This window comes from Actibacterium pelagium, assembly GCF_002285415.1.
GTDB lineage: Bacteria > Pseudomonadota > Alphaproteobacteria > Rhodobacterales > Rhodobacteraceae > Actibacterium_B > Actibacterium_B pelagium.
On the sequence record NZ_NSBU01000007.1, the window covers coordinates 243964 to 269291 of the forward strand.

A 25328-nucleotide genomic window follows, 5' to 3' on the forward strand; every position below is an offset into this window, starting at 1 on the left:
CGGCAGAGCACACAGGCGGATATTTAAATGACATTGAATCTTTCGATGAATGACCAAACGGAATTAAAACCCCGGATTACGGTTTTTGGCGTAGGCGGGGCCGGCGGTAACGCCGTCAACAACATGATTGAAAAACAGCTGGAAGGGGTCGAGTTCGTAGCTGCTAACACCGACGCCCAGGCGCTGCAGCAGAGCAACGCCGCCGCCCGTATCCAGCTTGGCGAAAAAGTCACCGAAGGTTTGGGCGCAGGCGCGCGACCTTCGGTTGGTGCAGCTGCTGCGGAAGAAACCATCGAAGGCATCGTTGACCATCTGGCGGGCGCACACATGTGCTTCATCACTGCCGGGATGGGCGGCGGCACCGGCACCGGCGCAGCCCCGATCATCGCGCAGGCCGCGCGCGAGTTGGGGGTTCTGACCGTGGGTGTCGTCACCAAGCCGTTCCAGTTCGAAGGCTCTAAGCGTATGCGTCAGGCTGAAGAGGGTGTTGAAGCCCTGCAGAAGGTCGTCGACACGCTGATCATCATTCCGAACCAGAACCTGTTCCGTCTGGCCAATGAAAAGACCACCTTCACCGAGGCGTTTTCGATGGCCGACGACGTGCTCTATCAGGGTGTCAAAGGTGTGACAGACCTGATGGTTCGTCCGGGCCTGATCAACCTCGACTTCGCGGACGTTCGCGCCGTGATGGACGAGATGGGCAAAGCCATGATGGGCACCGGTGAAGCCACCGGGGAAGAGCGCGCCATTCAGGCTGCTGAAAAGGCTATCGCCAACCCGCTGCTGGACGAAATCAGCCTGCGCGGTGCGAAGGGCGTTTTGATCAACATCACCGGCGGTTACGACCTGACCCTGTTCGAACTGGACGAAGCGGCCAACCGCATCCGCGAAGAGGTGGATGGCGAGGCCAACATCATCGTTGGTTCGACGCTGGACACAGAAATGGAAGGCGCGATGCGCGTTTCGGTCGTTGCGACCGGTATCGACGCTGAAGTAGGAGCTGCCGAGCATCACCCGCCGCGCCGTTCGCTGGCAGAACCGCTGCCGCCGAAAGCAGAACCTGAAGTAGCCCCGGTAGCACAGGTCCCTGTGGCCGCTCCGGTTGAGGCAGCGCCTGTCGCCGCCGCACCGGTTGCCGCCGCACCGGTTGCTGCAGCGCCTGTCGAAACTCAGCCGGAACCGTCGCTTTTTGGTGACATGGAAACGGTTGCCGAAGCGCAGGACGACCTGCCGCCGCCCGCCTATCAGCCGCGTGTAGAAACACCAGCGCCGGCACAGGCAGCAGCGCCCCGCGCGCCCGGCACACCGTCGCCCGAAGCTCTGGCGCGGCTCCAGGCCGCCGTGGCCAAGGTGCCGAACAGTAGCCAGGAAGCTCAGGCTGAGCCGGCCCCGCGTCCAGCCACAGAGGCCCCCGCAGACCGGGCACGCTTTGGCATTGGATCGCTGATCAACCGCATGTCGGGCCACCATCACGAAGAGCAGGCGGCACAGCCCGCAGCCTTCCGTCGTCCTCCGCCGATGCAGTCCTTCGAAGAGGAAGAGATGGACGCAGAACAGGAAAAAATTGAAATTCCTGCCTTCCTGCGCCGTCAGGCAAACTAAAATCTTTCAAAGATATAAGTGGAAAAGGGCCGAACCGTCGGCCCTTTTTCTGTTTTGAAGCAATGACTTGTCAGTCAGGTAAACTTCAGTGGCGGGATTTCGCCTACCGATCACGGGCGATGTTTCACTTGGTTACAAACTTTGAGTTGAGCGCGTTAGGTCCTCTGAATACCTATGACCGCGATCGGAGCTGAGTCCGTCTGAAACCATAGGAAGCCATACGTGCAAAAGACGCTTAAAACTGCAGTAGAGTTCACCGGTATCGGTTTGCACTCTGGCAAGAACGTGCGTCTTGTGGTGCGTCCGGCCTCTGCTGAATACGGTGTTTGGTTTCGCCGCACGGATCTGACCGAAGGTGACACGTTGATTCCGGCTCGCTGGAACGCGGTGTCTTCGACGCAGCTTTGCACCAAGATCGAAAATGTGGACGGCGCCAGCGTTTCCACCATTGAACATATCATGGCTGCACTGGCGGGTTGTGGTGTACATAACGCGTTGATCGACATTGATGGTCCAGAGGTTCCGGTTATGGACGGAAGCTCTGCCCAGTTCGTACAGGCCTTTATGACCGCCGGTTTTCAGGAACTCTCTGCGCCCGCCCGCATGATTGAGATTCTTGAGCCTGTGACCTATTCAGAAGGGCTGGCCAGCGCGACGCTGGAGCCTTCGGAAATCTTCGAGATTGATTTCCAGATCGAATTCCCCGACGCCGCGATCGGTCGTCAGGAAAAGTCGCTGAACATGGCCAACGGGTCCTTTGTACGCGAGCTGTGCGACAGCCGCACTTTCTGCCGTAAAGCTGATATCGTCGCGATGCAGGAACAAGGACTGGCCTTGGGTGGTGACATTGCCGACATGGCCAACGCCGTTGTCTTTGACGGGTCTCAAGTGCTAACCCGCGGTGGCCTGCGCCACGCGGATGAGCCCGTGCGCCACAAAATGTTGGACGCGCTAGGCGATCTGGCGCTCGCCGGAGCCCCGATTCAGGGTCGCTATACGGGTGTTCGTGCGGGTCACGGCATCACCAACAAGTTACTGCGCAAGCTTTTCGCGACGCCTTCGGCGTTCCGGATGGTGACCTGCTCGACAGAGGTTGCGGGCCGTCTTCCCGGTGTTGGCGTTAAGCAAGCCGATCTTGCAGACGTTGCCTGAACGCGAAAACCCCCTCAAAGTCATTTTGCACCGGATTTTTCTGTGCTAGGACAACTCTGACCCCTTGGTTCGGGGCGATGTAAAAAAACAGGGTTGAGTGGTTCATGACCAAATTTGGTGGGCGTGCAGTCATCTTCGGAGCAATGGTATCGGTGCTGGCGGTTTCCGCCTGCGGTCAGCGCGAGGCTGAAGTCGATCCACTGGAATCAATGCCGCCGCAGCAAATTTTCACGCAAGCGGAAGAAACGCTGAAAAACCCGCGCGATGCGGATGAGGCTGCGCGACTGTTCGGCGAAGTAGAACGCCTATACCCCTATTCCGAATGGGCCAAGCGGGCGCTGATCATGCAGGCCTACTCTTTCTACATCGACAAGGACTATGAAAACAGCCGCGCAACGGCGCAGCGCTATATCGATTTTTACCCCGCTGACGACGATGCGGCCTACGCAGCCTATCTGGTGGCCCTTAGTTATTACGACCAGATCGAACTTGTTGGCCGGGACCAAGGCCTGACTTTCCAGGCGCTGCAAGCGTTGCGGACCGTCATTGAACGCTATCCAGACAGCGAATACTCGCAGAGTTCCGTTCTGAAATTCGATCTGGCATTCGATCACCTGGCCGCAAAAGAAATGGAAGTGGGGCGCTATTATCTGAAGCGTGGCCACTATACCGCGTCGATCAACCGTTTCCGCGTTGTGGTTGAGGATTTCCAGACCACCACCCAGACGCCCGAAGCGCTGTATCGCCTGATCGAGGGCTATCTGTCGCTTGGCCTGACGGACGAGGCACAGACCGCTGGTGCGATCCTTGGGTACAACTTCCAATCGTCTGATTGGTACGAGGATGGTTATAACCTGCTGCAAGGTCGTGGGCTTGAGCCCGCGCCGCGCGGACGTGGTTGGCTGCAGGACATCTATCGCCAGATGGTCAAAGGCCAGTGGCTGTAAACTGAAGAGGGCGGCGTGCTTCGGTCCCTCGATATCCGAGACATCCTGATCATTGACCGGTTGGAGCTTGCGTTTCAACCGGGTCTGAACGTGCTGACCGGAGAAACCGGGGCCGGTAAGTCGATCTTGTTGGATTCCCTTGGGTTCGTACTTGGGTGGCGTGGTCGGGCCGAATTGGTTCGTGCCGGTGCCGCGCAAGGCGAGGTCACGGCGATTTTCGATCTGCCAGAAGGCCATCCTGCCCATGCCGTGTTGGAAGACGCCGGACTTCCGACCGATGACGAACTGATCCTGCGCCGGGTGAACACGACCGAAGGGCGCAAGACCGCTTGGGTTAATGACCGGCGGGTTTCGGGTGATGTACTTCGGGCGCTTTCGGATACTTTGGTCGAGCTGCACGGTCAGCACGATGACAAGGGGCTGCTCAACCCGCGTGGGCATCGGCAAATGCTGGATGATTTCGCCGGGCTGGGGGCGCAGGTACAGGCCGTTCGCAGCGCATGGCGGGGTGTGGCAGAGGCGCGGGCAGCTCTGGAAACCGCCGAAGCCGCGCTAAACGACATTCGCACCGAAGAGGATTTCCTGCGCCACGCGGTGTCGGAATTGGACGCGCTGAACCCGCAACTCGGGGAAGAGGCCGAACTTGATACGCGCCGCCGCATGATGCAGGCGGCGGACCGCATTCGCGAGGACATCAGCCGCGCCTTCGCCGCACTTGGCTATGACGGGGCAGAGGGCCAGATGGGCAACGCTCTGCGCTGGCTTGAAGACGCAGCCGATCATGCCGAGGGGCAGTTGGACGGGGCGATAGATGCCATCGGGCGCGCGCAGGTCGAATTGGGGGAAGCGCAGCAAGGGGTGGAAACTTTCTTGCAAGCCTTGGCCTTCAACCCGGCCGAGCTTGAAGATGTTGAAGAGCGTCTGTTTGCAATCCGGGGTCTGTGCCGCAAGCACGGGGTTCAGCCCGACGATCTGCCAGAGTTCGCAACCGGCCTACGCACACGGCTTGAGGCGCTGGATGCAGGTGAAGAAGGGCTGGATACCCTGCGCCGCGCTCTGAAGGATGCGAAAGCTCGGTACGATCACGACGCTGCGACCCTTACCGCTAGTCGGGAAGAGGCCGCGCAGGATCTGGATGCGGCCATGGGGGCCGAATTGGCACCGCTGAAAATGGAGCGCGCCGTTTTTCGCACCGTTCTGGCCTCGGCAGAGCCCGGCCCCGAGGGCGTCGAAGGCGTCACCTTCACCGTGGCCACCAACCCCGGTGCACCTGCCGGGCCGCTGAACAAGATCGCCTCGGGCGGCGAGCTTAGCCGCTTTTTGCTGGCGCTCAAGGTCTGCCTGACCGCAGGGGAAAGTGGCCTGACCATGATCTTTGACGAGATCGACCGGGGTGTCGGTGGGGCCACCGCGGACGCGGTTGGTCGCCGTCTGGCCAGTATCGCCGATGGGGGGCAGGTGCTTGTCGTGACCCACTCGCCGCAGGTCGCAGCCCTTGGTGGTCATCACTGGCGCGTCGCGAAACAGATCACCGATGGCACCACGCTGTCGCAGGTCACGGCCTTGGATGCAGACGCGCGCGTGGATGAACTCGCCCGGATGCTGGCGGGTGACACGGTCACCGACGCCGCCCGAGACGCCGCCCGCGCGCTGCTGGCGAGATAGGCTAGAACGCTTCGAACTGCGGCGTGCCCTTTTCGATGTCGTAGTACTGCCCCTTATCCTTGACGAAGATATGTTTGGTCAGCGACAGCCCGCTTGTGTCGTCCAGACTGCCTGCTGCAATCGAAATTTCATCATTGTCGTTCAGCTGCCAGAAAAGGTTTGCCCCGCAAGTGTTGCAGAACCCGCGCTTTGCCTTGCTTGATGAGCGGTACCATTTCAGGGTCTTGTCTGAAAGGAACCGCAGATCGCCCAACTGCGCGACAGTGGTGGCCCAGATGTGCCCGCTCAACCGTCGGCACTGGCTGCAATGACAGGCGGTGACAGCGTTGCGGACCTTTGACACCTCAAATTTCACCGTCCCGCATTCGCAACGTCCAGTCAGCATGAAAACCTCCTTCGAAAGGGGATGATTATGAAAATCAGTTCCCCGGCACCATCTTTCCGGGATTCATGATGTTTTGCGGGTCCAGCGTGCGCTTGATCTGACCCATCACGTCCCAGGCATCCCCGTGTTCCTGTCGCATGAACTTCAGCTTACCAAAGCCGATCCCGTGTTCGCCGGACACCGTGCCCCCCAGTTTCAGGGCGCGTTCTGCCATGCCTTCGGCTTGGGCCTTGGCCTGCTCTTTTTGAACCGGGTCAGAGACATCGACGAACATGTTGACGTGATAGTTGCCATCACCCACGTGCCCGATGATCGAGGCGATGAAATCGGCCTCTTCAAGCGCTTTGTTGGTATCCGCGATGGCCTGCCCCAGCTTGGAAATCGGAACGCAGATATCGGTCGAAAATCCGGTGGTCGACGGCTTATACGCCTGCAGCGCCCAATAGGCGTTGTGGCGCGCAGCCCAAAGTCGGGTGCGATCCTCTTGCCGGGTGGCCCAGTCAAAGCTTTTGGCCTCGAACTCTTCCGCGATCTCGCCGAAGCGTTCGGCGTCTTCCTTGACCGAGGTTTCGCTGCCGTGGAACTCGACCAGCAGGTGCGCGCATTCCGGAAGCGAGGTCTTGGAATAGGCGTTCACAGCGGCGACCCCCGTTCCGTCCAACAGTTCAATCCGCGCCATCGGAATGGCCATCTGGATCGTGGTCATCGCGGTGGCAATCGCCTGATCGATGGTCTCGAAGGCGCAGACCGCGGCAGAGGTCGCCTCGGGTTGGGCTTGGAGGCGCAGGGTCAGTTCGGTCATCAGGCCAAGCGTCCCCTCAGAGCCCACCATCAGCCCGGTCAGATCGTACCCGGTCGAGGATTTTCGCGCCTTGGTCCCGGTGCGGATCACACGGCCGTCGGCCAGCACGACCTCTAGCGCTTTGACGTTGTCGCGCATGGTGCCATAGCGCACGGCGGTGGTCCCAGAGGCCCGCGTGGCGGCCATGCCGCCCAAGGTGGCGTTTGCACCGGGGTCGACCGGAAAGAACAGGCCGGTGGCGCGCAGTTCGTGGTTTAGCTCTTCACGGGTGACGCCGGGCTGAACGATGGCGTTCATGTCCTCGACGTCGATCGCCAAGATTTTGTTCATGCGTGAAAAATCTACGGTCACGCCGCCGCGCAGGGCCAAAGCATGGCCCTCGAGCGAGGTTCCAGCGCCCCATCCGATCACCGGGCAATCATGTTCGGCGCAGATCCGGACTATCTCGGTCACTTCTTCGGTGGTTTCTGGAAATGCGACGCCTTCAGGTGGTGGGGCGGTCACAAATGTCTCACTTTGAGCATGCGCTTCCAGAACGCCCTTGGAGGTGCTGAAACGATCGCCTAGAAAAGAGGAAAGGGCGTCTAACGCCTTGTCATTGGGCATGGTTTTTCTTTCTTGTCCCGTGTTCAGCGCATCCTAGGTCAATCGGGCTGGCCGGGAAAGCCAATCTATACCAAGCCCGGCAAGGCTGACCCTCTTGGCAATCGCCCCGTTACGCAAATTGTACCTAAGACTCCGCGTTGATCTGCGACAAGGGTGGAGGCACGGGTTGACGGTGATCCGCAAAAAGGGGCCGTCGCAGATCCAGTTCTGGTTCATCGCACTGATTATCGGAATCGTTGCCGGGTTTGCCGCACTTGGGTTCCGTCTGGCCATCTCGGCCCTGCAAGAGGCCGTCTATGGTGTGCCGGACCCCCGTATGCTGCACAGTTTTGTCGAAAGCCTACCGTGGCAAATGATCCTTGTGATCCCGATTGTGGGGGGACTAGTCGTGGGGATCATCCTGAATCGGTTCACTCCCGACGGTCGTGTCCGATCCGTGGCCGACGTGATCGAAGGCTCTGCCCTGAACGAGGGTCGTGTCGAGGTGAAGGCCGGTCTGGCCTCGGCGTTGGCGTCTTTGATCACCTTGTCCTCGGGCGGGTCCACGGGCCGGGAAGGGCCGGTGGTGCATCTGGCGGGGGTGGTTTCGACATGGGTGTCGGATCGTATCCACGCAAACGGTGTCACCGGCAGAGACCTTTTGGGCTGCGCGGTGGCAGCGGCGGTATCAGCGTCGTTCAACGCGCCGATTGCCGGCGCCTTGTTCGCGCTAGAGGTCGTGTTGCGCCACTTTGCCGTTCACGCCTTTGCGCCTATTGTGATCGCCAGCGTCGCGGGCACCGTGATCAACCGGCTCAGCTTTGGCGACGTGACAGAGTTCGCCCGCCCCGGACAGGCCGATCTTATCCTATATATCGAACTGCCCGCCTTCCTGCTGTTGGGCCTTGTGTCGGGGTTGGTCGCGGTGCTGCTGATGCGCTCGATCTTTTTGGCAGAAGATTTCGGCAACGCGTTTCAAGAGGCGACAGGTCTGCCCAATTGGCTCCGCCCCGCGATGGCGGGGGCCATGCTGGGCGGGCTGGCCATCTGGTTCCCGCATATCATCGGCGTCGGCTATGAAACCACGCTGGCAGCCCTGAACGGGTCACTGTTGTTCCGGGAATTGGTGATCTTTGCGATCATCAAATGTATCGCCGTGGCCATCACCATGGGTGGGCGCATGGGTGGCGGTGTGTTCTCACCATCGCTGATGGTCGGTGCGTTAACGGGGCTGGCTTTTGGCATCGTGGCAACGGGCATCTTCCCGCAGGCCGCGCCTTCGGTCACGCTGTATGCACTGGCCGGGATGGGGGCAGTGGCTGCCGCCGTGCTGGGGGCGCCGATCTCGACCACCTTGATTGTGTTCGAACTGACGGGCGACTGGCAGACAGGTCTGGCGGTTATGGTGGCCGTGTCGATGTCCACCGCACTGTCCAGTAGGATCGTGGACCGGTCCTTCTTCCTGACGCAGTTGGAGCGGCGCAACAAACACGTCGCGGCGGGTCCGCAGTCCTATCTTCTTTCACTCTATTCGGCGGCGGTCCTGATGCGCGGGATCGACAGCCCCAAGGCGGCCTCTCGCGATGCTTGTGAGGCGATGATCGAGCAGGGGATATTCCTGCATCCGGAAACGACGCTGGAAGATGCCATGCCCATGTTCAACGAATGGGGGCATCGTTTTATTCCGGTCGTGACCAAGGCCGAGCCGGGCAAACCGTCGGAATTATTGGGGGCTTTGCATCACGTGGATGCCCTGACAGCATTCAGCCGCGCCCTCAGTGAGACCGCGGCTGAAGAACATTCGTAACGGGTCAGACCCGTTCGACGGCCAGCTTGTCACTGATGTAAAAGGCCAGATGGCCCTTGATCGCTTCCAGACCCGGCTTCGGGTCTTCGTAGGACCATGCAACATCCTGTAAAGTCTGGCTTTTGGTCTGGATCGAGTAATAGGTCGCCTCACCCTTGTGCGGGCAGTTCGACCGAAGATCAGAGGCGTCAAAGAACGACATCGCGATATCTTCGCGGGGGAAATAGATCACCGGGGCCATCTCGCCCTCGTTCAGTTCGACAGCATTGCGGGTTTCGGCCAATACGGCCCCGCCTGCGCGAACAGTCCAGGTGCCCTCTGCCTTATGAATCTTGATATAGCCTGTCATCGTCATCTCCACTTCCTGTCCGCGCGTATCCATGAAGGCGCTTCATGACAGAGATATGTCAACAAAGCTACCCTAGAGAGGGGCGCAAGCACTCTTCAGCCATGCACAGATGTCTGCGGGCACCGTCTTGGACAGCTTCTTTTCAACGGTCGCGTGGTAGTCGTTGATCCATGCCAGTTCCGCAGGGCTTAACATTTCTGCGACAATCAGCCGCCTGTCGATGGGAACATAGGTCAGTGTTTCAAAGGTCAGCATCTCGCGCGCATCGGCCCCGGGCAGGTCGGCGGCCTTTGTCACCGTGACGAGGTTCTCGATTCGAATGCCGAAAGCCCCTTCGCGATAGTATCCGGGCTCGTTCGACACGATCATGCCCGGGCGCAGGGGTTCGTGGCTGATCCGTGACAGCCTTTGCGGCCCTTCATGGACACTCAGATAGCTGCCCACGCCGTGGCCCGTCCCATGGTCATAGTCCTGACCTGCCTGCCACAAAGGCATCCGCGCCAGTGCGTCCAGATCGCGCCCGGCCAGCCCTTTGGGAAACCGCGCCATCGAGATCGCGATCATGCCGCGCAGAACACGGGTGAAACAGGTTTTCTCTTCCTCGCCAACTTCGCCCACCGCGACGGTGCGGGTGATATCGGTGGTCCCGTCCAGATATTGCCCGCCGCTGTCAATCAACAAGAGTTCCCCAGTTTTGACGGGGCGGTTGGTCTTTTCGTTCACACGGTAATGCACGATGGCGCCGTTGGGACCAGCACCTGCGATGGTTTCGAAGCTGATGTCCTTCAACGCGCCCGTGGCCACGCGGGCCTGTTCCAACCGGGTGGCAACGTCGATTTCGGTCAGGCCACCCTTTGGGGCCTCAGTGTCCAACCAGCACAGGAATTCGCACACGGCAGCGGCGTCTCGCAGATGTGCGGCGCGCGCCCCTGCGATTTCGGCCTCTGTCTTGCAAGCCTTCGGCAGCTGGCAGGGGTCTTTGCCTTCAACCGGGGCAACCGCGCCATTATCCAGCGCCGCTCGGCCACCAAGAAAGGCCCAAAGCTTGATTGGTGCCGATTGCGGATCAAGTCGAACCTGACCTTCCAGCGTCTCAAAAACGTTCAGTAGCGCGTCATAGGGATGAAGGCGCACGCGGTCCGTCAGGGCAGCTTGGACCTCTGGCCCTGCGGGTGCATCGGTGCACAGGTCAACTGTCCCGTCCGCATGAATGACTGCGAAGGCGTGCATGATCGGAATACGCGGGATATCCGCGCCCCGAATATTCAGCAGCCAGCAGATGGAATCCGGCAGGGTCAGAACTGCCGCACTATGGCCCGCGTCACGCAGGTCTTTTGCGACCGCATCGCATTTGTCCGACAGGCTGCGCCCAGCCAGATTTTCAGGATAAACCGTCAGCGGCTCTGCGGGGCGGGCAGGGCGGTCGTCCCAGATCTGTGCGATCAGGTCTTCCCAACCTGTCTCAATCCCCAACGGATCAAACCTTTCGGCCAGCTTTTGCACCTGTTCCACAGTATGGAGCCACGGATCGAAGGCCACGATCGCGCCTTCTGACAGTCGCTCTGCGATCCAGTCGGTCAACTGGACTTCGGGCCAAGGAACCGGCGTGAAGTGATCAAGGTCGACCTCAACCCGCACCTGCGCGCGATAGCGGCCATCCACGAAGACACCCGCCTCGTCCATTGTCACAACCGCAAACCCGGCGGACCCGGTAAAGCCTGTCAGCCATGCCAGCCGCTGATCGCAACTGGCGACATATTCGCCCTGATGCGCATCGGCACGGGGAATGATGACGGCGTCGATTTCTGCTTCGGCCATCGCCGCACGCAAAGCGGCCAGCCGTTTTGGGCCAAACTCGGGGCTCGCAGTCGCGGTGAAACTTTGAAACATGCGAACCCCTTCTTTTGGTTCCGAAATTTACTGAAAATAAAGCCTGACAGGGTGTTACGAGGCTTTCTTGATCCCGATCATCCGCGCTCTGGCTCGTGGGTCGCTGTCGAACAACCCGGCCAGCTGTTCGGTCATCGCACCGGCCAGCTGTTCCACATCCGTGATCGTCACGGCGTGCTGGTAATAGCGAGTCACGTCATGGCCGATGCCGATGGCGATCAGCTCGACCGCTTTGCGTTTCTCGACCAAGGCAATCACGTCGCGCAGGTGCTTTTCCAGATAGTTCGCGGGGTTCACAGACAGGGTAGAGTCATCCACCGGCGCACCGTCCGAAATCACCATAAGGATCTTCCGCGCTTCGGGCCGCATCAGCATCCGGCGGTGCGCCCATTCCAGCGCCTCACCGTCGATGTTTTCTTTCAGCAGGCCCTCTTTCATCATCAGACCAAGGTTCACCCGCGTGCGCCGCATCGGTGCATCGGCAGACTTATAGATGATGTGACGCAGGTCGTTCAGGCGGCCGGGCTGCTGATCGCGTCCCTCTGCCAGCCACTTTTCGCGGGCCTGTCCGCCCTTCCACGCGCGCGTGGTAAAGCCCAGAACCTCAACCTTCACGTCGCACCGTTCCAGCGTACGCGCCAGAACGTCGGCACAGATCGCCGCAATCGAGATCGGTCGCCCGCGCATCGAGCCAGAGTTATCCAGCAACAGCGTGACCACCGTGTCGCGGAACTCTGTGTCTTTCTCGATCTTGAAGGACAGGGGCGTTGTCGGGTTGGCCACGACACGGGCCAGCCGCCCTGCGTCCAGAATGCCCTCTTCCAGATCGAACTCCCACGACCGGTTCTGTTGCGCCTGCAATCGGCGCTGCAGCTTGTTGGCCAAACGCGACACGGCGCCTTTCAGCGGCTCAAGCTGCTGATCCAGATAGGCGCGCAGGCGCTCCAGCTCTGCGGGCTCGGCCAGTTCTTCGGCGCGGATCTCTTCGTCGTTCGAGGTGTCGAAGACGCGATACTCCGGGTCCGCCTCGGAATGTGGGGGCGGGGGAGGCGGTTCCAGCGGTGCATCGCCTTCGGGCAATTCGGCTTCTTCGGACATGTCGTCCTCGGCGAAATCGTCCATGTTCAGCTGCGCTTCGGACATGTCCTGCTGCTGATCCTGATCGCGTTCTGCCTCGGCGTCGGGATCGTCCTGCTGGTCTTCTTCGTCCTCGTCGCCGGTGCTTTCGGGTTCCTGCTCGTCCTGTTCGGGCTGGCTTTCTTCCTCGGCGTCTTCGTCCTGCGCATCGGGGTCTTCGCCCAACTGGTCGCCATAGCCCAGATCGCTGATGACCTTGCGGGTAAACTTGGCGAAGGCCGCCTGATCATCCAGCGCGTCTTCAAGCCCTTCCAGCGTGCCGGCAGCTTGTTCTTCGATAAACCCGCGCCACAGCTCCATCACGTTTTCTGCGGCAGGCGGCAGTTTCCGGCCCGTCGCAAGGTGGCGCATCAGGTAGCCTGCCGCGATGGCCAAGGGCGCGTCGCTGGCCGAGGTGATCTGATCGAAGCCTTTGCGCATCGCGCTTTCCTCGATCGTGGCGTCGATATTGCTGGCGGTGCCGGGCATGACGCGGGCTCCGATCGCGTCACAGCGCGCGGCCTCCATCGCCTCATAGATTTCGCGGGCCATCTGCCCTTCTGGCACATAGCGCGCGTGGGTTTCCGCATCGTGATACTTCAGCCGCATCGCATAGGCGTCTGCCGTACCGCGGGCGCGCAGGACCTCTTCGCGGGTCATCCGGCGGCTGACCTGAGGTAGGCGTACGGTGTCATCGGTCATGCCCGGTGGGTCCACCGAGTAGCTGACCGTGATATCGGGTTCGTCCGCCATGACCTTGGTTGCTTCGGCCAGAGCTTTCTTGAACGGATCGGCTGGATTGTCAGAGGGTTTCATTCGGTCAGCTTGTCCTATGCGGGTCTTCCCCGCAATCTAGACCTAGTCGGGGGTGTTGACCATAGCAGGCAGCGGAATTCACGCCCCTAGCAGCAGTTGTTCGCACGTGGCGATGTGCTGGTCGGCTGCCGTTTGTGCCTGCGCCGACCGAAGCGGGTCCGTCCCGAACATGGCTTGCTGCAAAAGAACCGCCTGCGCCATCTTCGCTTCAACCCGCCAATGCAGTGCCGTGCGCCCATTCAGGCCTTCGTCTTTGGCATCGGGAAGGGTTGCATCAACCAGCAAGCTGAACATGTCGCGGCGGGTTGCGGTTTTCTCAGACAACGGGCCTTCGAACAGTCTTTGGCTTTCTTCCAGTGCCGACAAACGCCCCGCGCAGGTTGCGAAAACCTGTACGCGATCGGTCGCCTTTTCGGGCAGGGCCGCGGCGAGCGTGGGCAGGATCAGACTGGAAATGCCTGCAATCGCAAAAGTTTTTAAACTGCTCATTAATTGTAATATAGCGCGGAAACTGCGCCCTACAAATAAGCAAAATGAAAACTTTTTCAGATGGCGAGTCCTTAAGTGTATCGAAGGCTTTGAAAAAGAAAAGGCGGCCTGAAGGCCGCCTTGTTCAAAACAGGGTCAGATTGACTTAGCCAAGGCTCATGCTGGCAGCGCTTTCGGGAAGCTCTTCGTCAAAGCAGCGCTGGTAGAATTCAGCCACGGTCTGGCGCTCTAGCTCGTCACATTTGTTCAGGAAAGACAGGCGGAACGCATAGCCCACATCGCGGAAGATCGCCGCGTTCTGGGCCCAGGTGATGACGGTCCGCGGCGACATGACGGTCGACAGGTCGCCATTCATGAAGGCGGTCCGGGTCAGATCGGCCACGGTCACCATCTGGCTGACGGTCTTGCGGCCGGGCTCGGTGTTATAGTGCGGCGCCTTCGACAGGACGATCATGGTTTCGGCGTCGTGCGACAGATAGTTCAGCGTCGCGACCAGCGACCAGCGGTCCATCTGCGCTTGGTTGATCTGTTGTGTGCCGTGGTACAGGCCTGTGGTGTCGCCCAGACCAACGGTGTTGGCGGTCGCAAAAAGGCGGAAATACGGGTTCGGCGTGATGACTTCGTTCTGGTCCAGAAGGGTCAGCTTGCCGTCATGCTCCAGAACACGCTGGATCACGAACATAACGTCTGCACGGCCCGCATCATATTCGTCGAAAACGATCGCGGTCGGGTTGCGCAGCGCCCAGGGCAGGATGCCCTCGTGGAATTCGGTGACCTGCTTGCCGTCGCGCAGCTTGATCGCATCCTTACCGATCAGGTCGATCCGGCTGATGTGGCTATCGAGGTTCACGCGCACACAGGGCCAGTTCAGTCGGGCGGCAACCTGTTCGATGTGGGTCGATTTACCCGTGCCGTGGTAACCCTGTACCATGACGCGGCGGTTGTGGCTGAAACCGGCAAGGATCGCCAGCGTCGTGTCAGGGTCGAATTTGTAAGTGCTGTCAACTTCAGGCACGCGGTCAGTGCGCTCTGCAAAGCCTTTCACGGCCATATCCGAGTCAATCCCAAACGCCTCGCGTACCGAGACTTCTTCCGTGGGTTTTACCGCACTATCCATATTACCATCCGCTCCGCTAATCTCTGCGATCCAGGCAAGCGCCTGAACTGTTGTAGTGGAACATATTCCCCAAGGGTGCAAGGGCAACCGGAAGCTGGACTCATAATCAGCGCAAGCGAATGTGAGATGACGGTGATCGGGCGCATCTCTTATCTTCAGAGCATCAAGTAAGAGAGGTGTACAATGAACCGCCGAGACTTTCTGATCACCACCGCAGGGGCTGGACTTTTTTCTGCGACAGGCGGGATAGCCCTGGCCGAAGAGTTCGAGGTCACCCGTACCGATGCAGAATGGCGCGCGATGCTGACCAAGCTGGAATACAAGGTCATGCGGCGTGAAGGGACCGAGCGCGCCTTTACAAGCCCGTTGAATGACGAAAAGCGCGCGGGCAACTTTCTGTGCAAGGGCTGCGACCTGCCGCTGTACCCCTCTAGCACCAAATACGACAGCGGGACCGGTTGGCCGTCCTTCTGGAAACCGCTACCGAATGCGGTTCAAACCAAACCTGACCGCAAACTGCTGGTTACCCGGACAGAGGTCCACTGCCGCCGCTGTGGCAGCCACCTTGGTCATGTGTTCGATGATGGGCCCGCGCCGACGGGCAAGCGGCATTGCATCAATGGGGTCAGCCTAAAGTTCCAACCCGCTGAGGCATAAAAAAGCGGGCCGCGATGGCCCGCCTTGTGTCAGGTTTGGAAGCTGCGGCTGTCCTTGATCTGATCCCAGGCCCAGACAACCTCTTGCAGCCGGTCTTCGTCCGACCGGTTGCCGCCGTTCATGTCGGGGTGCAGGTCCTTGATCAAAGACTTGTACTGCTTGCGGATCTCTTTCTTAGTCCAGTGATCCTTGGCATCCAGAATTTCCAGCGCCTTGCGTTCGGTCGGGGGCAGGCGGCGGGTGCCGGTGATCGACTTGCCCGGGTTGCGGGTCGCGTTGTCGCCCAGAACCTGATGCGCATCGTCAATGCCAAGACGCGCCCAAGCCTGCTGTTCGGCAGTTTTCTTGAACGGCTTGGTCTCGCGCTCCCAGACGCGATCCTTGTCGGCCTGTGCGTTCATTTCCTCTTCAGTGGCACCGTTGAAGAAGTTCCATTTCAAATTGTATTCGCGCACGTGGTCTTTGCAGAACCACAGGTATTCATCCAGATGGTCGGGCGAACGTGGCGCGCGATACTGGCCCGCCTCGGTGCAGCCTTCATGCTCACATTTCCGCTTCGAAGTCTCGAACGCACCGGACATCCCGCGCCGTCCGCGCGGGTTCTTCTTTTTAGAAGCGGATACGGAAATATCGAAACCAAACGGGTCGCTTTTGCTCATCTGTCGTCACCTCTTCGACTCGGACGTGAGAGTTTATCGTTTTGAGCGCCGGAATGAAGGGGGCAACGCAAATTTTTTTGCGGTGCCGGCCACATTTTATCAGTTGTCGCCCGTATCGCTTTCAGTAGAGGCCGACAGGGTCACTGGCCGATCACCCGAGACGATCCGCGGTTCTGGCCGCAGGCCGTGTTGGGACGCCCCAGAGCTGAGTGCGCGCCGGAAAACCAGCACGTTCTGGGTGGTGACAGACTTTCCTGTCAGACCAGAGCGTTCCTCGCAGGGTAGGCTTTCGCTGCGCTGATATTCCCAGCCCTCTGCGGCCTGTTCATTCAGCAGGTCCGTCATCGCCTTGGCAAAACGATCTTCTGTCGTTTTCACGCCTTTGGCCTTCTTGCCCCGGTTCGGGGCGGGAACGATTTTGTACTCAAAGCTTTGCATTTTGCTGCCTCAGGATTTGGAAGACCGCACTTTACCTCAAGGATTGAGGGACGGAAAGAATTGCCCGACGTAAATCTACATTTTTGTCTCAGCTTTGCCGACTTGAGTGAGGTCAAAGACAAAGAACCGTTCGAAACCCAGATTGGCCCTGAACCAAGAATGGAGTCGGACGATGAATATCCTGATCCTGCAAGGGCATCCCGATACCTCGGGCCCGCACTTCTGTCATGCCGTGGCAGAGGCCTATGCCGAGGGCGCGACCGAGGCTGGTCACCAAGTGCGCGAAATTCGGATTGCAGAGACCCCCGTTACCCCGCTGCGGTCCAAGGAAGAATTCGAAAGCGGCGATACCCCCGACTATGTGGACGACGCGCAAAGTGCGATCCAGTGGGCCGACCACATCGTCGTGGTGTTTCCACTGTGGCTGGGTGGCATGCCCGCCGTCGTGAAGGCGTGGTTCGAACAGGTCTTCCGTTATGGTTTTGCCATGGATGTGACCGACAAGGGCTGGGTCCGAAAGCTGAAAGGGAAGTCCGCGCGTCTGGTGGTGACCATGGGGATGCCCGCGATGTTCTACCGATGGTACTTTGGCCAGCACGGCACCAAGGTGCTGCAGCGCTCTGTCATGGGGTTTTCAGGGGTGAAGCCAATCCGGCAGTCCCTGATCGGTCGTGTGGACCCGATGTCAGAGGCCCGCGCCAAAAAGATTTTTGCCGAGATGGCAGAGCTAGGCCGGCAAGGCCTGTAGCCCAAAAAAACAGACAGCGTATGGACGCAATCCAAACGCTGTCTGCACGTGCTCTGTATGGCTGTTTTTACAGGCCTAGCTTCGCCGAGACGATCTCGTTCACAGCTTTCGGGTTGGCCTTGCCGCCAGTGGCTTTCATGACCTGACCCACGAACCAGCCCGCCAGTTTCGGGTTCACCTTGGCCTTTTCGACCTGTGCCGGGTTGTCGGCGATGATCTGGTCGACAGCGGCCTCGATCGCGCCGGTGTCGGTGACCTGTTTCATGCCACGTTTCTCAACGATTTCAGCAGGATCGCCACCTTCGGTGTAAACGATCTCGAACAGCTCTTTCGCGATCTTGCCGCTGATGTCGCCCTTGGTGATCAGCTTGATGATGCCAGCCAGTTGATCAGGATTCACAGGGCTGTCTTCGATACCCTTGTCGTCGTCCTTTTTCAGACGGCCGAAGAGTTCGTTGATCACCCAGTTCGCGGCCAGTTTGCCGTCGTTGCCTTCGGCGACCTTTTCGAAATAATCCGCGTTTTCGACCTCGGCGGTCAACACGCCCGCGTCATATTCGGACAGACCGAAGTCATTGACAAAACGCGCTTTTTTCTCGTCTGGCAGTTCCGGCAAGGTGCTTGCGATGTCGTCGACCCAAGCCTGCTCGATCTCAAGCGGCAGCAGGTCGGGGCAGGGGAAGTAGCGATAGTCATGCGCTTCTTCTTTCGAACGCATGGTACGGGTTTCACCCTTGGCCACGTCGAACAGGCGGGTTTCTTGATCCACCTCGCCACCGTCTTCCAGAATGGCAATCTGACGCTTGGCTTCAAAGTCGATGGCCTGCTGGATGAAGCGCATCGAGTTCATGTTCTTGATCTCGCAGCGGGTGCCAAGGTGCGAGAAGTCCTGCGTTTCCTGATACTTCTCATAGTCGCCCGGACGGCAGACCGACACGTTCACGTCAGCCCGCAGGTTGCCGTTCTGCATGTTGCCATCACAGGTGCCCAGATAGCGCAGGATCTGGCGCAGCTTGCCGACATAGGCAGCGGCCTCTTCCGGGCCACGGATGTCGGGGCGCGATACGATTTCCATCAGGGCGACGCCGGTCCGGTTCAGGTCGACGAAAGACATATGGGGGTCCATATCGTGGATCGATTTACCCGCGTCTTGCTCTAGGTGGATACGCTCGATCCGTACCTTACGCGCCACGCCGGGACCCATATCGACGATCACTTCGCCTTCGCCCACGATCGGGTGGTACAGTTGCGAAATCTGATAGCCCTGCGGCAGGTCAGGATAGAAATAGTTCTTGCGGTCAAAGGCCGAGAACAGGTTGATCTCTGCCTTCAGGCCCAGACCGGTTTTGACGGCCAGTGCGACGCAACCCTCGTTGATGACGGGCAGCATGCCGGGCATGGCGCTGTCCACGAATGCCACGTTCGAGTTCGGCTCTGCCCCGAATTCCGTCGACGCGCCCGAGAACAGCTTTGCCTTCGAGGACACCTGCGCATGGACCTCAAGTCCGATGACCAGTTCCCAGTCGCCGGTGGCGCCTGCGATGGTTTTGGGTTTGGGGGCATCATAAGCGAGATGGTCAAGCATGAGTCTGTCCTGTTACGAGGTCGTTCAGCGTTCTAGGGCAGGGGCGCGCAGGGGGCAAGGCCCCCTGTGCCAACTGTCGCGCCTCCACCGGGCAGGATCCCCCAAATAACGCGGTTTTCTGAATAGATAGGGTGAAACTAGGCAATCTGACAGAGAGTTTGACGTGCAACCCCTTTGGGTGGCGCATAAGCCAGATCCCGCCGTCTGAAAATAAGCGGTATGGACGAAGTCATTTGCCGAATGCAATCTGCGTCAAACTTAATCAGAGGCGTGTTTCATGTTTCGTTATTTTGCTCCAATTGCGCTGGTGATCACCAGCACGCTTAGTGCCTGCGCGTCCAGCGATGCGGATTTAGACGCGGCCACAAGGTCTGAAGTGCCCGCGATGCGCTGGGATCATCTGCCAGACGGGGATGACTGGACAGGGGCCGCTTTCACAGCGCTTGAAACTCATGGGGCGGTGCTGCCGTCCTTGGTCCCAGATGATATCCAAGACTACTGCCCTGCTTATCCGGACAATGACATGGAAGACCGTCGCGCCTTCTGGTCCGGACTGGCCTCTGCGCTTGCCAAACATGAAAGCACTTGGCAGCCCGACGCTGTCGGTGGAGAGGGGCGCTGGCATGGATTGCTGCAAATCTCGCCCGGAACTGCACGCGCCTATGGCTGCGTGGCGCGCTCTGGTCAGGCGTTGCAGGATGGCCCCGCGAACCTGTCCTGCGCCGTGCGTATCTGGGCTTCGACGGTTCCTCGGGACGGGGTGGTTTCCTCGGGGATGCGGGGCGTGGCTGCGGATTGGGGGCCCTTCCATTCGCGCAGAAAACGGCAAGACATCATGGAATGGACCCGCGCGCAGGACTACTGCAACTAAGGTTACACGCTGGTTGGTCAGCACCTTCGGCATCCAAAAGCGCCGAAGCGCGTCGATACTGTCTTGGATGAGCCCAAGCATCACTCTGTTGTAATGCTTGGGTGATGATTTTCCCGCTTAGGCGCCCAGCATTCGCGTCACCATCTCGGCCATATCGCGCGAGACATTCGGACGGTCGCCAATTCGGGTCAATGCGTCGCGGATCATGCCCTGACGGTCCGCGTCATAGCGGCGCCAGCTGTCAAAAGCGGTAGACATGCGGGCAGCGGTCTGCGGGTTGGCTTCGTCCATGCGGATCAGCCAGTCTGCTACGAAAGCGTATCCCGCACCCGAAGCCTGATGGAATCCGGCAGAGTTCATCGCCAGTGCGCCAATAACCGAGCGGAACCGGTTGGGGTTCTTCCAGTCGAAGTCGTCGCGCTGGGTCAGGGCCTCTGCGGTCGAAACGGCCTCTTCCGGCTGGGCATGGCTGATCTGCAGGCCGAACCATTTGTCCATGACCAGACGATCGTGTCCCCATTGGTTGGCGAAACTTTGCACCTCGGACTGGCCGTGACCATTGGCGATCAGGCTGGCTAGCGCGCCAAGTTGTTCAGTCATATTGTCTGCAGCGGCGTACAGGGCAGTTGCGCGCTCTCCGCCGTCAAGGCGGGTCAGATAGGACAACGCGCTTTGGCGCAAACTGCGACGGCCCGCGTCCTTGGCATCGGGCGAGAACGGCCCGTCGATTGCCATTTGATCGTAGAGAGACGCAAGCGGCTCTGACAGATGCGCTGCGATTGCATCGCGCAGGGATCGACAGGCTCGGAAGATCGCGTCCGGGTCAGGGCAGTGACCAAGCGCAAAAATCGACTGGGCCATGTCCTCGCCGCCGGGCAGGGCAAGCGCCAGAGAACGGAAGGCAGGGTCCAGCGTGTCGTCCCGTGCCACGGCCCTTAGCGCGTCCAGATACGACGTCGGCGCCGTTTCTCCGTTCAGGACCATGCGTGAAAGAACCGATTTTGCCAGAGTGCGCCCGGCCTCCCATTTGTTGAACGGGTCGGTGTCATGGGCCAGCAAGAAGGTTCGTTCTGCGTCGTCGCTGTCTTTCTGGATGGTCACTGGGGCCGAGAACCCACGCAGGATCGACGGCACCGGGCGGCTGGACAGGCCCTCGAAGGTAAAGCTTTGCTTGGCCTCGGTCAGTTCCAGAACGGTGGTTGGCTGGACCTCGTCACCATTGGGGTTCAGCAGACCGACCGCCACCGGGATGACCAGCGGGTCCTTGTTGGACTGGCCCGGTGTGGGCTGCGTTTCTTGTTCCAGCGTCAAGGTATAGCGCCCATCGGCATAATCGTCCGTCACGCGGACCTGTGGAGTTCCGGCCTGCGAATACCAGCGTTTGAACTGGGTCAAATCGCGGCCGGTGGCATCTTCGAAGACCTTCAGCCAGTCCTCGATCGTCGAGGCGTCGCCATCATGGCGCTCAAAGTACAGGTCCAAGGCCTTGGCATAGCCTTCGTCCCCCACCAGTTGCTTGAGCATCCCGATCACCTCGGCACCCTTTTCATAAACGGTGGCGGTGTAGAAATTGTTGATCTCGACAAAGCTTTCGGGCCGCACCGGATGGGCCAATGGCCCCGCATCTTCGCGGAACTGGCGCGCACGCAGGGCCAGAACCTCTTCGATCCGGTGGACGGCCTCGCCCCGCATATCACGCGAGAACTGTTGGTCGCGATAGACGGTCAGGCCTTCTTTGAGGCAAAGCTGGAACCAGTCGCGACAGGTGATGCGGTTGCCGGTCCAGTTGTGGAAATACTCATGCGCGATGATCGCTTCGATGCGGGCGAAGTTCGCATCGGTGCTGGTTTCTGGCGAACAAAGGACGGCGGAAGAGTTGAAAATGTTCAGCCCCTTGTTCTCCATCGCGCCCATGTTGAAGTCGTCGACAGCGACAATGTTGAAGATGTCCAGATCGTATTCGCGGCCATAGACCTCTTCGTCCCATGTCATCGAGCGCTTTAGCGCGTCCATGCCATAGGCGCATTTGCCCTCATCCCCGGGGCGGACCCAGATGTTCAGTTCAACATCCTTGCCGGATTTTGTGGTGAACCGGTCGGGGTGGTTAACCAGCTCTCCGGCGACCAGTGCGAAGAGATAAGCAGGTTTGGGCCACGGGTCGTGCCATTCTGCCCATCCGTCGCCGCTGGCGGACGGGTTCCCGTTCGACAGAAGCACCGGCAGGTCGCTTTCAATCCGTACGGTGAACGGTGCCATCACATCGGGGCGGTCAGGGTAGTAGGTGATCTTGCGGAACCCCTCGGCCTCGCACTGGGTGCAATACATGCCGTTCGACATGTACAGGCCTTCGAGGGCGGTGTTGGTCTCGGGCGAGATTTCGACCTCGGCCTCCCAGACAAATGGTGCGTCTGGGGCGGGGCAGGTCAGGCCGTCCTCGGTGACGTCTGGAGTGACCTCTTTCCCGTCAATCTTCGCCGAAAGAAGGTTCAACTGTTCGCCATGCAGGAAAAAGCTGCGATCAGCCGTCTCGGGGTTCGGGCGGAACGCGATCTTTGACACCACCCTAGTTGCGCGGGGGGCAAGGGCGAAGGTCAAGCTGACACTCTCGACCAGATAGGCCGGGGGGGTATAGTCCTTAAGCCAGATCGTTTGCTGTGCGGGGTTTGTCATTCGGCGCTCCTGTGTGTCGGCACAAAGTGAACCTGTTTGACGTGGACGGCAAGCACTCAAGTGGACGGCAAGCACTCAAAAGGACAGCGCACAGATGTTGTGCGGCTCTTGCGCTGGGGCGCAGGCCATGTATCGCTATATTCGGTGAATAAGCGTGTGTTCTTGGGGGAAATCATGTCCAGGCCAATCGTTGGCATTATCGGCAACCACTATCTGCTGAATGATGAATACCCGGCCCATGCTGGTGGTACGATGAACTCTCTGGCCGTGTCAGAGGTTGCGGGCTGCATGCCGCTGCTGATCCCTGCCGACCCACGCTTTGTGACGGTGGGGGAACTGCTGGAAACTTGTGACGGGTTCCTGTTTACGGGCGGTCGCCCCAACGTTCACCCCGAAGAATATGGAGAGGCCGAGACCGCGGCGCATGGCGCGTTTGACCGGGCCCGCGATGCGATCACTCTGCCTTTGATCCGGGCGCTGGTTGACCGTGGTCAGCCGTTTCTTGGCATCTGTCGTGGCTTTCAGGAAGTCAACGTGGCCATGGGCGGAACGCTTTACCCCGAAATCCGCGAATTGCCGGGGCGTATGAACCACCGGATGCCGCCTGATGGAACTCTGGAAGAGAAGTTTGCCCTGCGCCACACGGTGACCGTCTCGGAGGGTGGCCCGTTCCACAACCTGTTTGGGGCAACCAAGGTGATGACGAACACGCTGCACGGGCAGGGGATCAAAACCGCCGGATCACGGGTTGTTATTGATGGCCATGCAGAGGACGGAACGCCCGAGGCAACTTATATCCGTGATGCAAAAGGGTTCAGCCTGTCGGTGCAATGGCACCCGGAATATTGCGCTGCGACCGACCCTGTTTCGCGCCCGCTGTTCGAGGCCTTTGGCGACGCCGTCCGAACCTGGGCGAAGGCTTGATCGCAGAGGCCAAGCCGCGATCGCACAGTCAGGCGCAAGGGGTGGTACGTGGGCCAATACCTTCGCGGTATTCTTGGCTGGTTCTGAAGAAATTCGCACAATTGTGGCGTTCGAAATGCACAGTCAGTTAAATTTATCAATTGAAATAAAGGGATACTGATTCTCGACCCTGTGCGGTTTCAGGGTCTAAATGCGTAGGGAGCAGACCGACTCTGGCGATAAATTGCCTGCGGTATATTGTCATTGCGCCAAGCGGACCCCGAATAGTCCAATTTGCGCAAGAAAAATAAAGCTATGCTGCGGTTGCATAAATTCTGTGCGCAATAAAATTTCCCCAGAAAATAACCGCACGTAATTAACGTCCGTCTCCATTCGGGCTTGCATGTATGAAGCATCTTAACAATGGTACGGCGCATCATGGCACGTGGCCTCCTCCGCTGTGCCATTACAAGCGAAGAGGGATAGAAGAGTGAAAATCGGAGCACCCAAAGAGGTATTCGAGGGCGAAAATCGCGTTGCGATGACGCCTGACTCTGCCCGTCAGCTTCAGAAGCTGGGGTATGACTGTGCAATTGAAAGCGGGGCAGGTGTAGCCGCCGGCTTTACAGATGCTGCCTATAAGGAAGCCGGTGTAGAGGTCATCAAGACCGCCGCCGCGCTTTGGAAACAGGTCGACATCATCGCCAAGGTTCGCCAGCCGAACGCGACCGAATTGAAACGCCTGACGGCCGATAAGACGCTGATCAGCTTCTTCAACCCGGCGGGCAACGAAGAGGGCATGGAAGCGGCCAAGAAATCCGGTGCAAGCGTCATCGCGATGGAAATGGTGCCGCGGATCAGCCGCGCTCAGAAGATGGACGCGCTGTCGTCCATGGCCAACATCGCGGGCTACCGTGCCGTTATCGAGGCGGGCAACAACTTTGGTCGTTTCTTCACCGGTCAGATCACCGCTGCAGGCAAAGTTCCTCCGGCGCGCGTTCTGGTCGTTGGTGCTGGTGTGGCCGGTCTGGCCGCGATCGGGACCTCGACCTCTCTGGGTGCCGTGACCTACGCGTTTGACGTACGCCCCGAAGTGGCCGAGCAGGTTGAATCCATGGGCGCCGAGTTCGTCTATCTGGACTTCGAGGAAGAACAGCAGGATGGCGCGGCCACCGGCGGTTACGCTTCGGTGCAGTCGGAAGAGTTCCGCAACGCGCAGTTGGCGAAGTTCCGCGAGATCGCCCCTGATATCGACATCGTCATCACCACCGCCCTGATCCCCAACCGCCCGGCACCGAAGCTGTGGCTGGAGGACATGGTCGCAGCGATGAAACCGGGTTCGGTCATCGTTGACCTTGCCGCCGAACGTGGTGGCAACGTCGAAGGCACCGTGCCGGACGAGAAGGTCGTGACCGACAACGGTGTGACCATCATCGGCTACACCGACTTCCCGTCGCGCATGGCGACCCAATCGTCGACTTTGTACGCGACCAACATCCGTCACATGATGGCTGACCTGACCCCGGAAAAAGACGGTCAGGTGAACCACGACATGGAAGACGATGTCATTCGTGGCGCGACGGTTACCCATCAGGGTGAAATCACCTTCCCGCCGCCCCCGCCAAAAGTGCAGGCGATTGCCGCGAAGTCTCAGGAGAAGCCCAAAGAGCTGACCCCTGAAGAAAAACGCGCGCAGGAAATTGCGGCCTTCAAGGCACAGACCAAGCAGCAGGTTGGCCTGCTGGCCATTGGTGGTGCGATCATGCTGGCGATGGGCACCGTGGCGCCTGCCAGCTTCATGCAGCACTTCATCGTGTTCGTTCTGGCCGTGTTTGTTGGCTTCCAGGTGATCTGGAACGTCAGCCACTCGCTGCACACACCGCTGATGGCGGTGACCAACGCGATCTCGTCGATCATCATTCTGGGGGCGCTTTTGCAGATTGGCTCTGGCAGCTTCCTCGTGATCCTTCTTGCCGCGATCTCGGTCTTCTTTGCCGGGATCAACATCTTCGGCGGCTTCCTCGTAACACGGCGCATGCTCGCCATGTTCCAGAAATCTTAAGGAGGCCGGGATT

At 59.5% G+C, this 25328-nt stretch carries 21 protein-coding genes; 10 read left to right on the forward strand and 11 right to left on the reverse strand.

The features are described 5' to 3' along the window. Window positions 1-27 precede the first annotated feature (27 nt). The 4 genes from ftsZ to recN all read left to right on the forward strand — a co-directional run bounded on the left by ftsZ (window position 28) and on the right by recN (window position 5366). Window positions 28-1602 (forward strand): cell division protein FtsZ, encoded by a 1575-nt coding sequence (gene ftsZ / locus CLM58_RS10080; RefSeq protein ID WP_095595812.1) that lies wholly within the window; start codon window positions 28-30, stop codon window positions 1600-1602. Window positions 1603-1824: 222 nt separating this feature from the next. Further along, a complete protein-coding gene (gene lpxC / locus CLM58_RS10085) occupies window positions 1825-2754 on the forward strand; it encodes a UDP-3-O-acyl-N-acetylglucosamine deacetylase (protein WP_095595813.1) in 930 nt (309 codons plus the stop codon). Window positions 2755-2858: 104 nt separating this feature from the next. Further along, the gene (locus tag CLM58_RS10090; RefSeq protein ID WP_095595814.1) at window positions 2859-3701 is read left to right on the forward strand and encodes an outer membrane protein assembly factor BamD; all 843 of its coding nucleotides are present in this window, start codon (window positions 2859-2861) and stop codon (window positions 3699-3701) included. Between the two features lie 15 nt (window positions 3702-3716). Next, window positions 3717-5366: a DNA repair protein RecN gene (gene recN, locus CLM58_RS10095; RefSeq protein ID WP_095595815.1), complete on the forward strand. Its 1650-nt coding sequence runs from the start codon at window positions 3717-3719 to the stop codon at window positions 5364-5366. Between the two features lies 1 nt (window position 5367). On the opposite strand, the gene CLM58_RS10100 is transcribed toward recN, so the two are convergent. Continuing rightward, window positions 5368-5751 carry a GFA family protein gene (locus CLM58_RS10100; RefSeq protein WP_095595816.1) on the reverse strand — a complete coding sequence of 128 codons (384 nt, stop codon included), beginning with the start codon at window positions 5749-5751 and terminating at the stop codon, window positions 5368-5370. A 34-nt stretch (window positions 5752-5785) separates the two neighbouring features. Next, entirely contained in the window at window positions 5786-7159 is a 1374-nt protein-coding gene (locus tag CLM58_RS10105) for an FAD-binding oxidoreductase (RefSeq protein ID WP_095595817.1), read from the reverse strand. A 166-nt stretch (window positions 7160-7325) separates the two neighbouring features. Here CLM58_RS10105 and CLM58_RS10110 point away from each other — a divergent pair, with 166 nt between their 5' ends. Then, window positions 7326-8945 (forward strand): chloride channel protein, encoded by a 1620-nt coding sequence (locus CLM58_RS10110; protein WP_373286784.1) that lies wholly within the window; start codon window positions 7326-7328, stop codon window positions 8943-8945. 4 nt (window positions 8946-8949) lie between these two features. On the opposite strand, the gene CLM58_RS10115 is transcribed toward CLM58_RS10110, so the two are convergent. The 5 genes from CLM58_RS10115 to cobS form a co-directional block, all read right to left on the reverse strand. Continuing rightward, on the reverse strand, window positions 8950-9294 hold the full coding sequence (locus tag CLM58_RS10115) for a DUF427 domain-containing protein (protein ID WP_095597054.1): 345 nt from the start codon (window positions 9292-9294) through the stop codon (window positions 8950-8952). 72 nt (window positions 9295-9366) lie between these two features. Beyond that, window positions 9367-11184: an aminopeptidase P family protein gene (locus CLM58_RS10120; RefSeq protein WP_095595818.1), complete on the reverse strand. Its 1818-nt coding sequence runs from the start codon at window positions 11182-11184 to the stop codon at window positions 9367-9369. A gap of 54 nt (window positions 11185-11238) precedes the next feature. Next, window positions 11239-13116, reverse strand: a complete 1878-nt coding sequence (gene cobT, locus CLM58_RS10125; RefSeq protein ID WP_095595819.1) for a cobaltochelatase subunit CobT — start codon at window positions 13114-13116, stop codon at window positions 11239-11241. Window positions 13117-13194: 78 nt separating this feature from the next. Then, the gene (locus CLM58_RS10130; RefSeq protein WP_095595820.1) at window positions 13195-13605 is read right to left on the reverse strand and encodes a hypothetical protein; all 411 of its coding nucleotides are present in this window, start codon (window positions 13603-13605) and stop codon (window positions 13195-13197) included. Between the two features lie 145 nt (window positions 13606-13750). Next, a complete protein-coding gene (cobS, locus tag CLM58_RS10135; RefSeq protein WP_095595821.1) occupies window positions 13751-14722 on the reverse strand; it encodes a cobaltochelatase subunit CobS in 972 nt (323 codons plus the stop codon). A gap of 183 nt (window positions 14723-14905) precedes the next feature. On the opposite strand from cobS, the gene msrB reads away from it, so the two are divergent. Beyond that, window positions 14906-15379 carry a peptide-methionine (R)-S-oxide reductase MsrB gene (gene msrB / locus CLM58_RS10140; RefSeq protein ID WP_095595822.1) on the forward strand — a complete coding sequence of 158 codons (474 nt, stop codon included), beginning with the start codon at window positions 14906-14908 and terminating at the stop codon, window positions 15377-15379. Window positions 15380-15408: 29 nt separating this feature from the next. Here the strand turns inward: msrB and CLM58_RS10145 are convergent, their stop codons facing one another. After that, window positions 15409-16038, reverse strand: a complete 630-nt coding sequence (locus CLM58_RS10145) for a J domain-containing protein (protein WP_095595823.1) — start codon at window positions 16036-16038, stop codon at window positions 15409-15411. Between the two features lie 99 nt (window positions 16039-16137). Continuing rightward, on the reverse strand, window positions 16138-16476 hold the full coding sequence (locus tag CLM58_RS10150) for a DUF4177 domain-containing protein (protein ID WP_143226554.1): 339 nt from the start codon (window positions 16474-16476) through the stop codon (window positions 16138-16140). 172 nt (window positions 16477-16648) lie between these two features. On the opposite strand from CLM58_RS10150, the gene CLM58_RS10155 reads away from it, so the two are divergent. Next, window positions 16649-17224 (forward strand): NAD(P)H-dependent oxidoreductase, encoded by a 576-nt coding sequence (locus CLM58_RS10155; protein WP_095595824.1) that lies wholly within the window; start codon window positions 16649-16651, stop codon window positions 17222-17224. A gap of 67 nt (window positions 17225-17291) precedes the next feature. On the opposite strand, the gene gatB is transcribed toward CLM58_RS10155, so the two are convergent. Next, window positions 17292-18809, reverse strand: coding sequence for an Asp-tRNA(Asn)/Glu-tRNA(Gln) amidotransferase subunit GatB (gatB, locus tag CLM58_RS10160; RefSeq protein WP_095595825.1), 1518 nt, complete (start codon window positions 18807-18809; stop codon window positions 17292-17294). Window positions 18810-19086: 277 nt separating this feature from the next. On the opposite strand from gatB, the gene CLM58_RS10165 reads away from it, so the two are divergent. Further along, window positions 19087-19680, forward strand: a complete 594-nt coding sequence (locus CLM58_RS10165) for a transglycosylase SLT domain-containing protein (protein ID WP_095595826.1) — start codon at window positions 19087-19089, stop codon at window positions 19678-19680. A gap of 117 nt (window positions 19681-19797) precedes the next feature. On the opposite strand, the gene pepN is transcribed toward CLM58_RS10165, so the two are convergent. Then, entirely contained in the window at window positions 19798-22350 is a 2553-nt protein-coding gene (gene pepN / locus CLM58_RS10170) for an aminopeptidase N (protein WP_095595827.1), read from the reverse strand. Window positions 22351-22524: 174 nt separating this feature from the next. Here pepN and CLM58_RS10175 point away from each other — a divergent pair, with 174 nt between their 5' ends. Then, window positions 22525-23274 (forward strand): gamma-glutamyl-gamma-aminobutyrate hydrolase family protein, encoded by a 750-nt coding sequence (locus CLM58_RS10175; RefSeq protein WP_095597055.1) that lies wholly within the window; start codon window positions 22525-22527, stop codon window positions 23272-23274. Window positions 23275-23743: 469 nt separating this feature from the next. Continuing rightward, complete coding sequence (locus CLM58_RS10180; RefSeq protein ID WP_095595828.1) at window positions 23744-25315, forward strand: Re/Si-specific NAD(P)(+) transhydrogenase subunit alpha; 1572 nt, start codon at window positions 23744-23746, stop codon at window positions 25313-25315. Window positions 25316-25328 lie beyond the last annotated feature (13 nt).

Excerpts from the sequence above, each read along its gene's own strand:
- cobT (WP_095595819.1), bottom strand. The coding sequence starts at position 13,116 with ATGAAACCCTCTGACAATCCAGCCGATCCGTTCAAGAAAGCTCTGGCC.
- ftsZ (WP_095595812.1), top strand. The coding sequence starts at position 28 with ATGACATTGAATCTTTCGATGAATGACCAAACGGAATTAAAACCCCGG.
- CLM58_RS10130 (WP_095595820.1), bottom strand. The coding sequence starts at position 13,605 with ATGAGCAGTTTAAAAACTTTTGCGATTGCAGGCATTTCCAGTCTGATC.
- CLM58_RS10175 (WP_095597055.1), top strand. The coding sequence starts at position 22,525 with ATGTCCAGGCCAATCGTTGGCATTATCGGCAACCACTATCTGCTGAAT.
- CLM58_RS10150 (WP_143226554.1), bottom strand. The coding sequence starts at position 16,476 with ATGCAAAGCTTTGAGTACAAAATCGTTCCCGCCCCGAACCGGGGCAAG.
- CLM58_RS10100 (WP_095595816.1), bottom strand. The coding sequence starts at position 5,751 with ATGCTGACTGGACGTTGCGAATGCGGGACGGTGAAATTTGAGGTGTCA.
- CLM58_RS10120 (WP_095595818.1), bottom strand. The coding sequence starts at position 11,184 with ATGTTTCAAAGTTTCACCGCGACTGCGAGCCCCGAGTTTGGCCCAAAA.
- CLM58_RS10090 (WP_095595814.1), top strand. The coding sequence starts at position 2,859 with ATGACCAAATTTGGTGGGCGTGCAGTCATCTTCGGAGCAATGGTATCG.
- cobS (WP_095595821.1), bottom strand. The coding sequence starts at position 14,722 with ATGGATAGTGCGGTAAAACCCACGGAAGAAGTCTCGGTACGCGAGGCG.
- pepN (WP_095595827.1), bottom strand. The coding sequence starts at position 22,350 with ATGACAAACCCCGCACAGCAAACGATCTGGCTTAAGGACTATACCCCC.
- CLM58_RS10155 (WP_095595824.1), top strand. The coding sequence starts at position 16,649 with ATGAATATCCTGATCCTGCAAGGGCATCCCGATACCTCGGGCCCGCAC.
- gatB (WP_095595825.1), bottom strand. The coding sequence starts at position 18,809 with ATGCTTGACCATCTCGCTTATGATGCCCCCAAACCCAAAACCATCGCA.
- CLM58_RS10105 (WP_095595817.1), bottom strand. The coding sequence starts at position 7,159 with ATGCCCAATGACAAGGCGTTAGACGCCCTTTCCTCTTTTCTAGGCGAT.
- CLM58_RS10165 (WP_095595826.1), top strand. The coding sequence starts at position 19,087 with ATGTTTCGTTATTTTGCTCCAATTGCGCTGGTGATCACCAGCACGCTT.
- msrB (WP_095595822.1), top strand. The coding sequence starts at position 14,906 with ATGAACCGCCGAGACTTTCTGATCACCACCGCAGGGGCTGGACTTTTT.
- CLM58_RS10115 (WP_095597054.1), bottom strand. The coding sequence starts at position 9,294 with ATGACAGGCTATATCAAGATTCATAAGGCAGAGGGCACCTGGACTGTT.
- CLM58_RS10145 (WP_095595823.1), bottom strand. The coding sequence starts at position 16,038 with ATGAGCAAAAGCGACCCGTTTGGTTTCGATATTTCCGTATCCGCTTCT.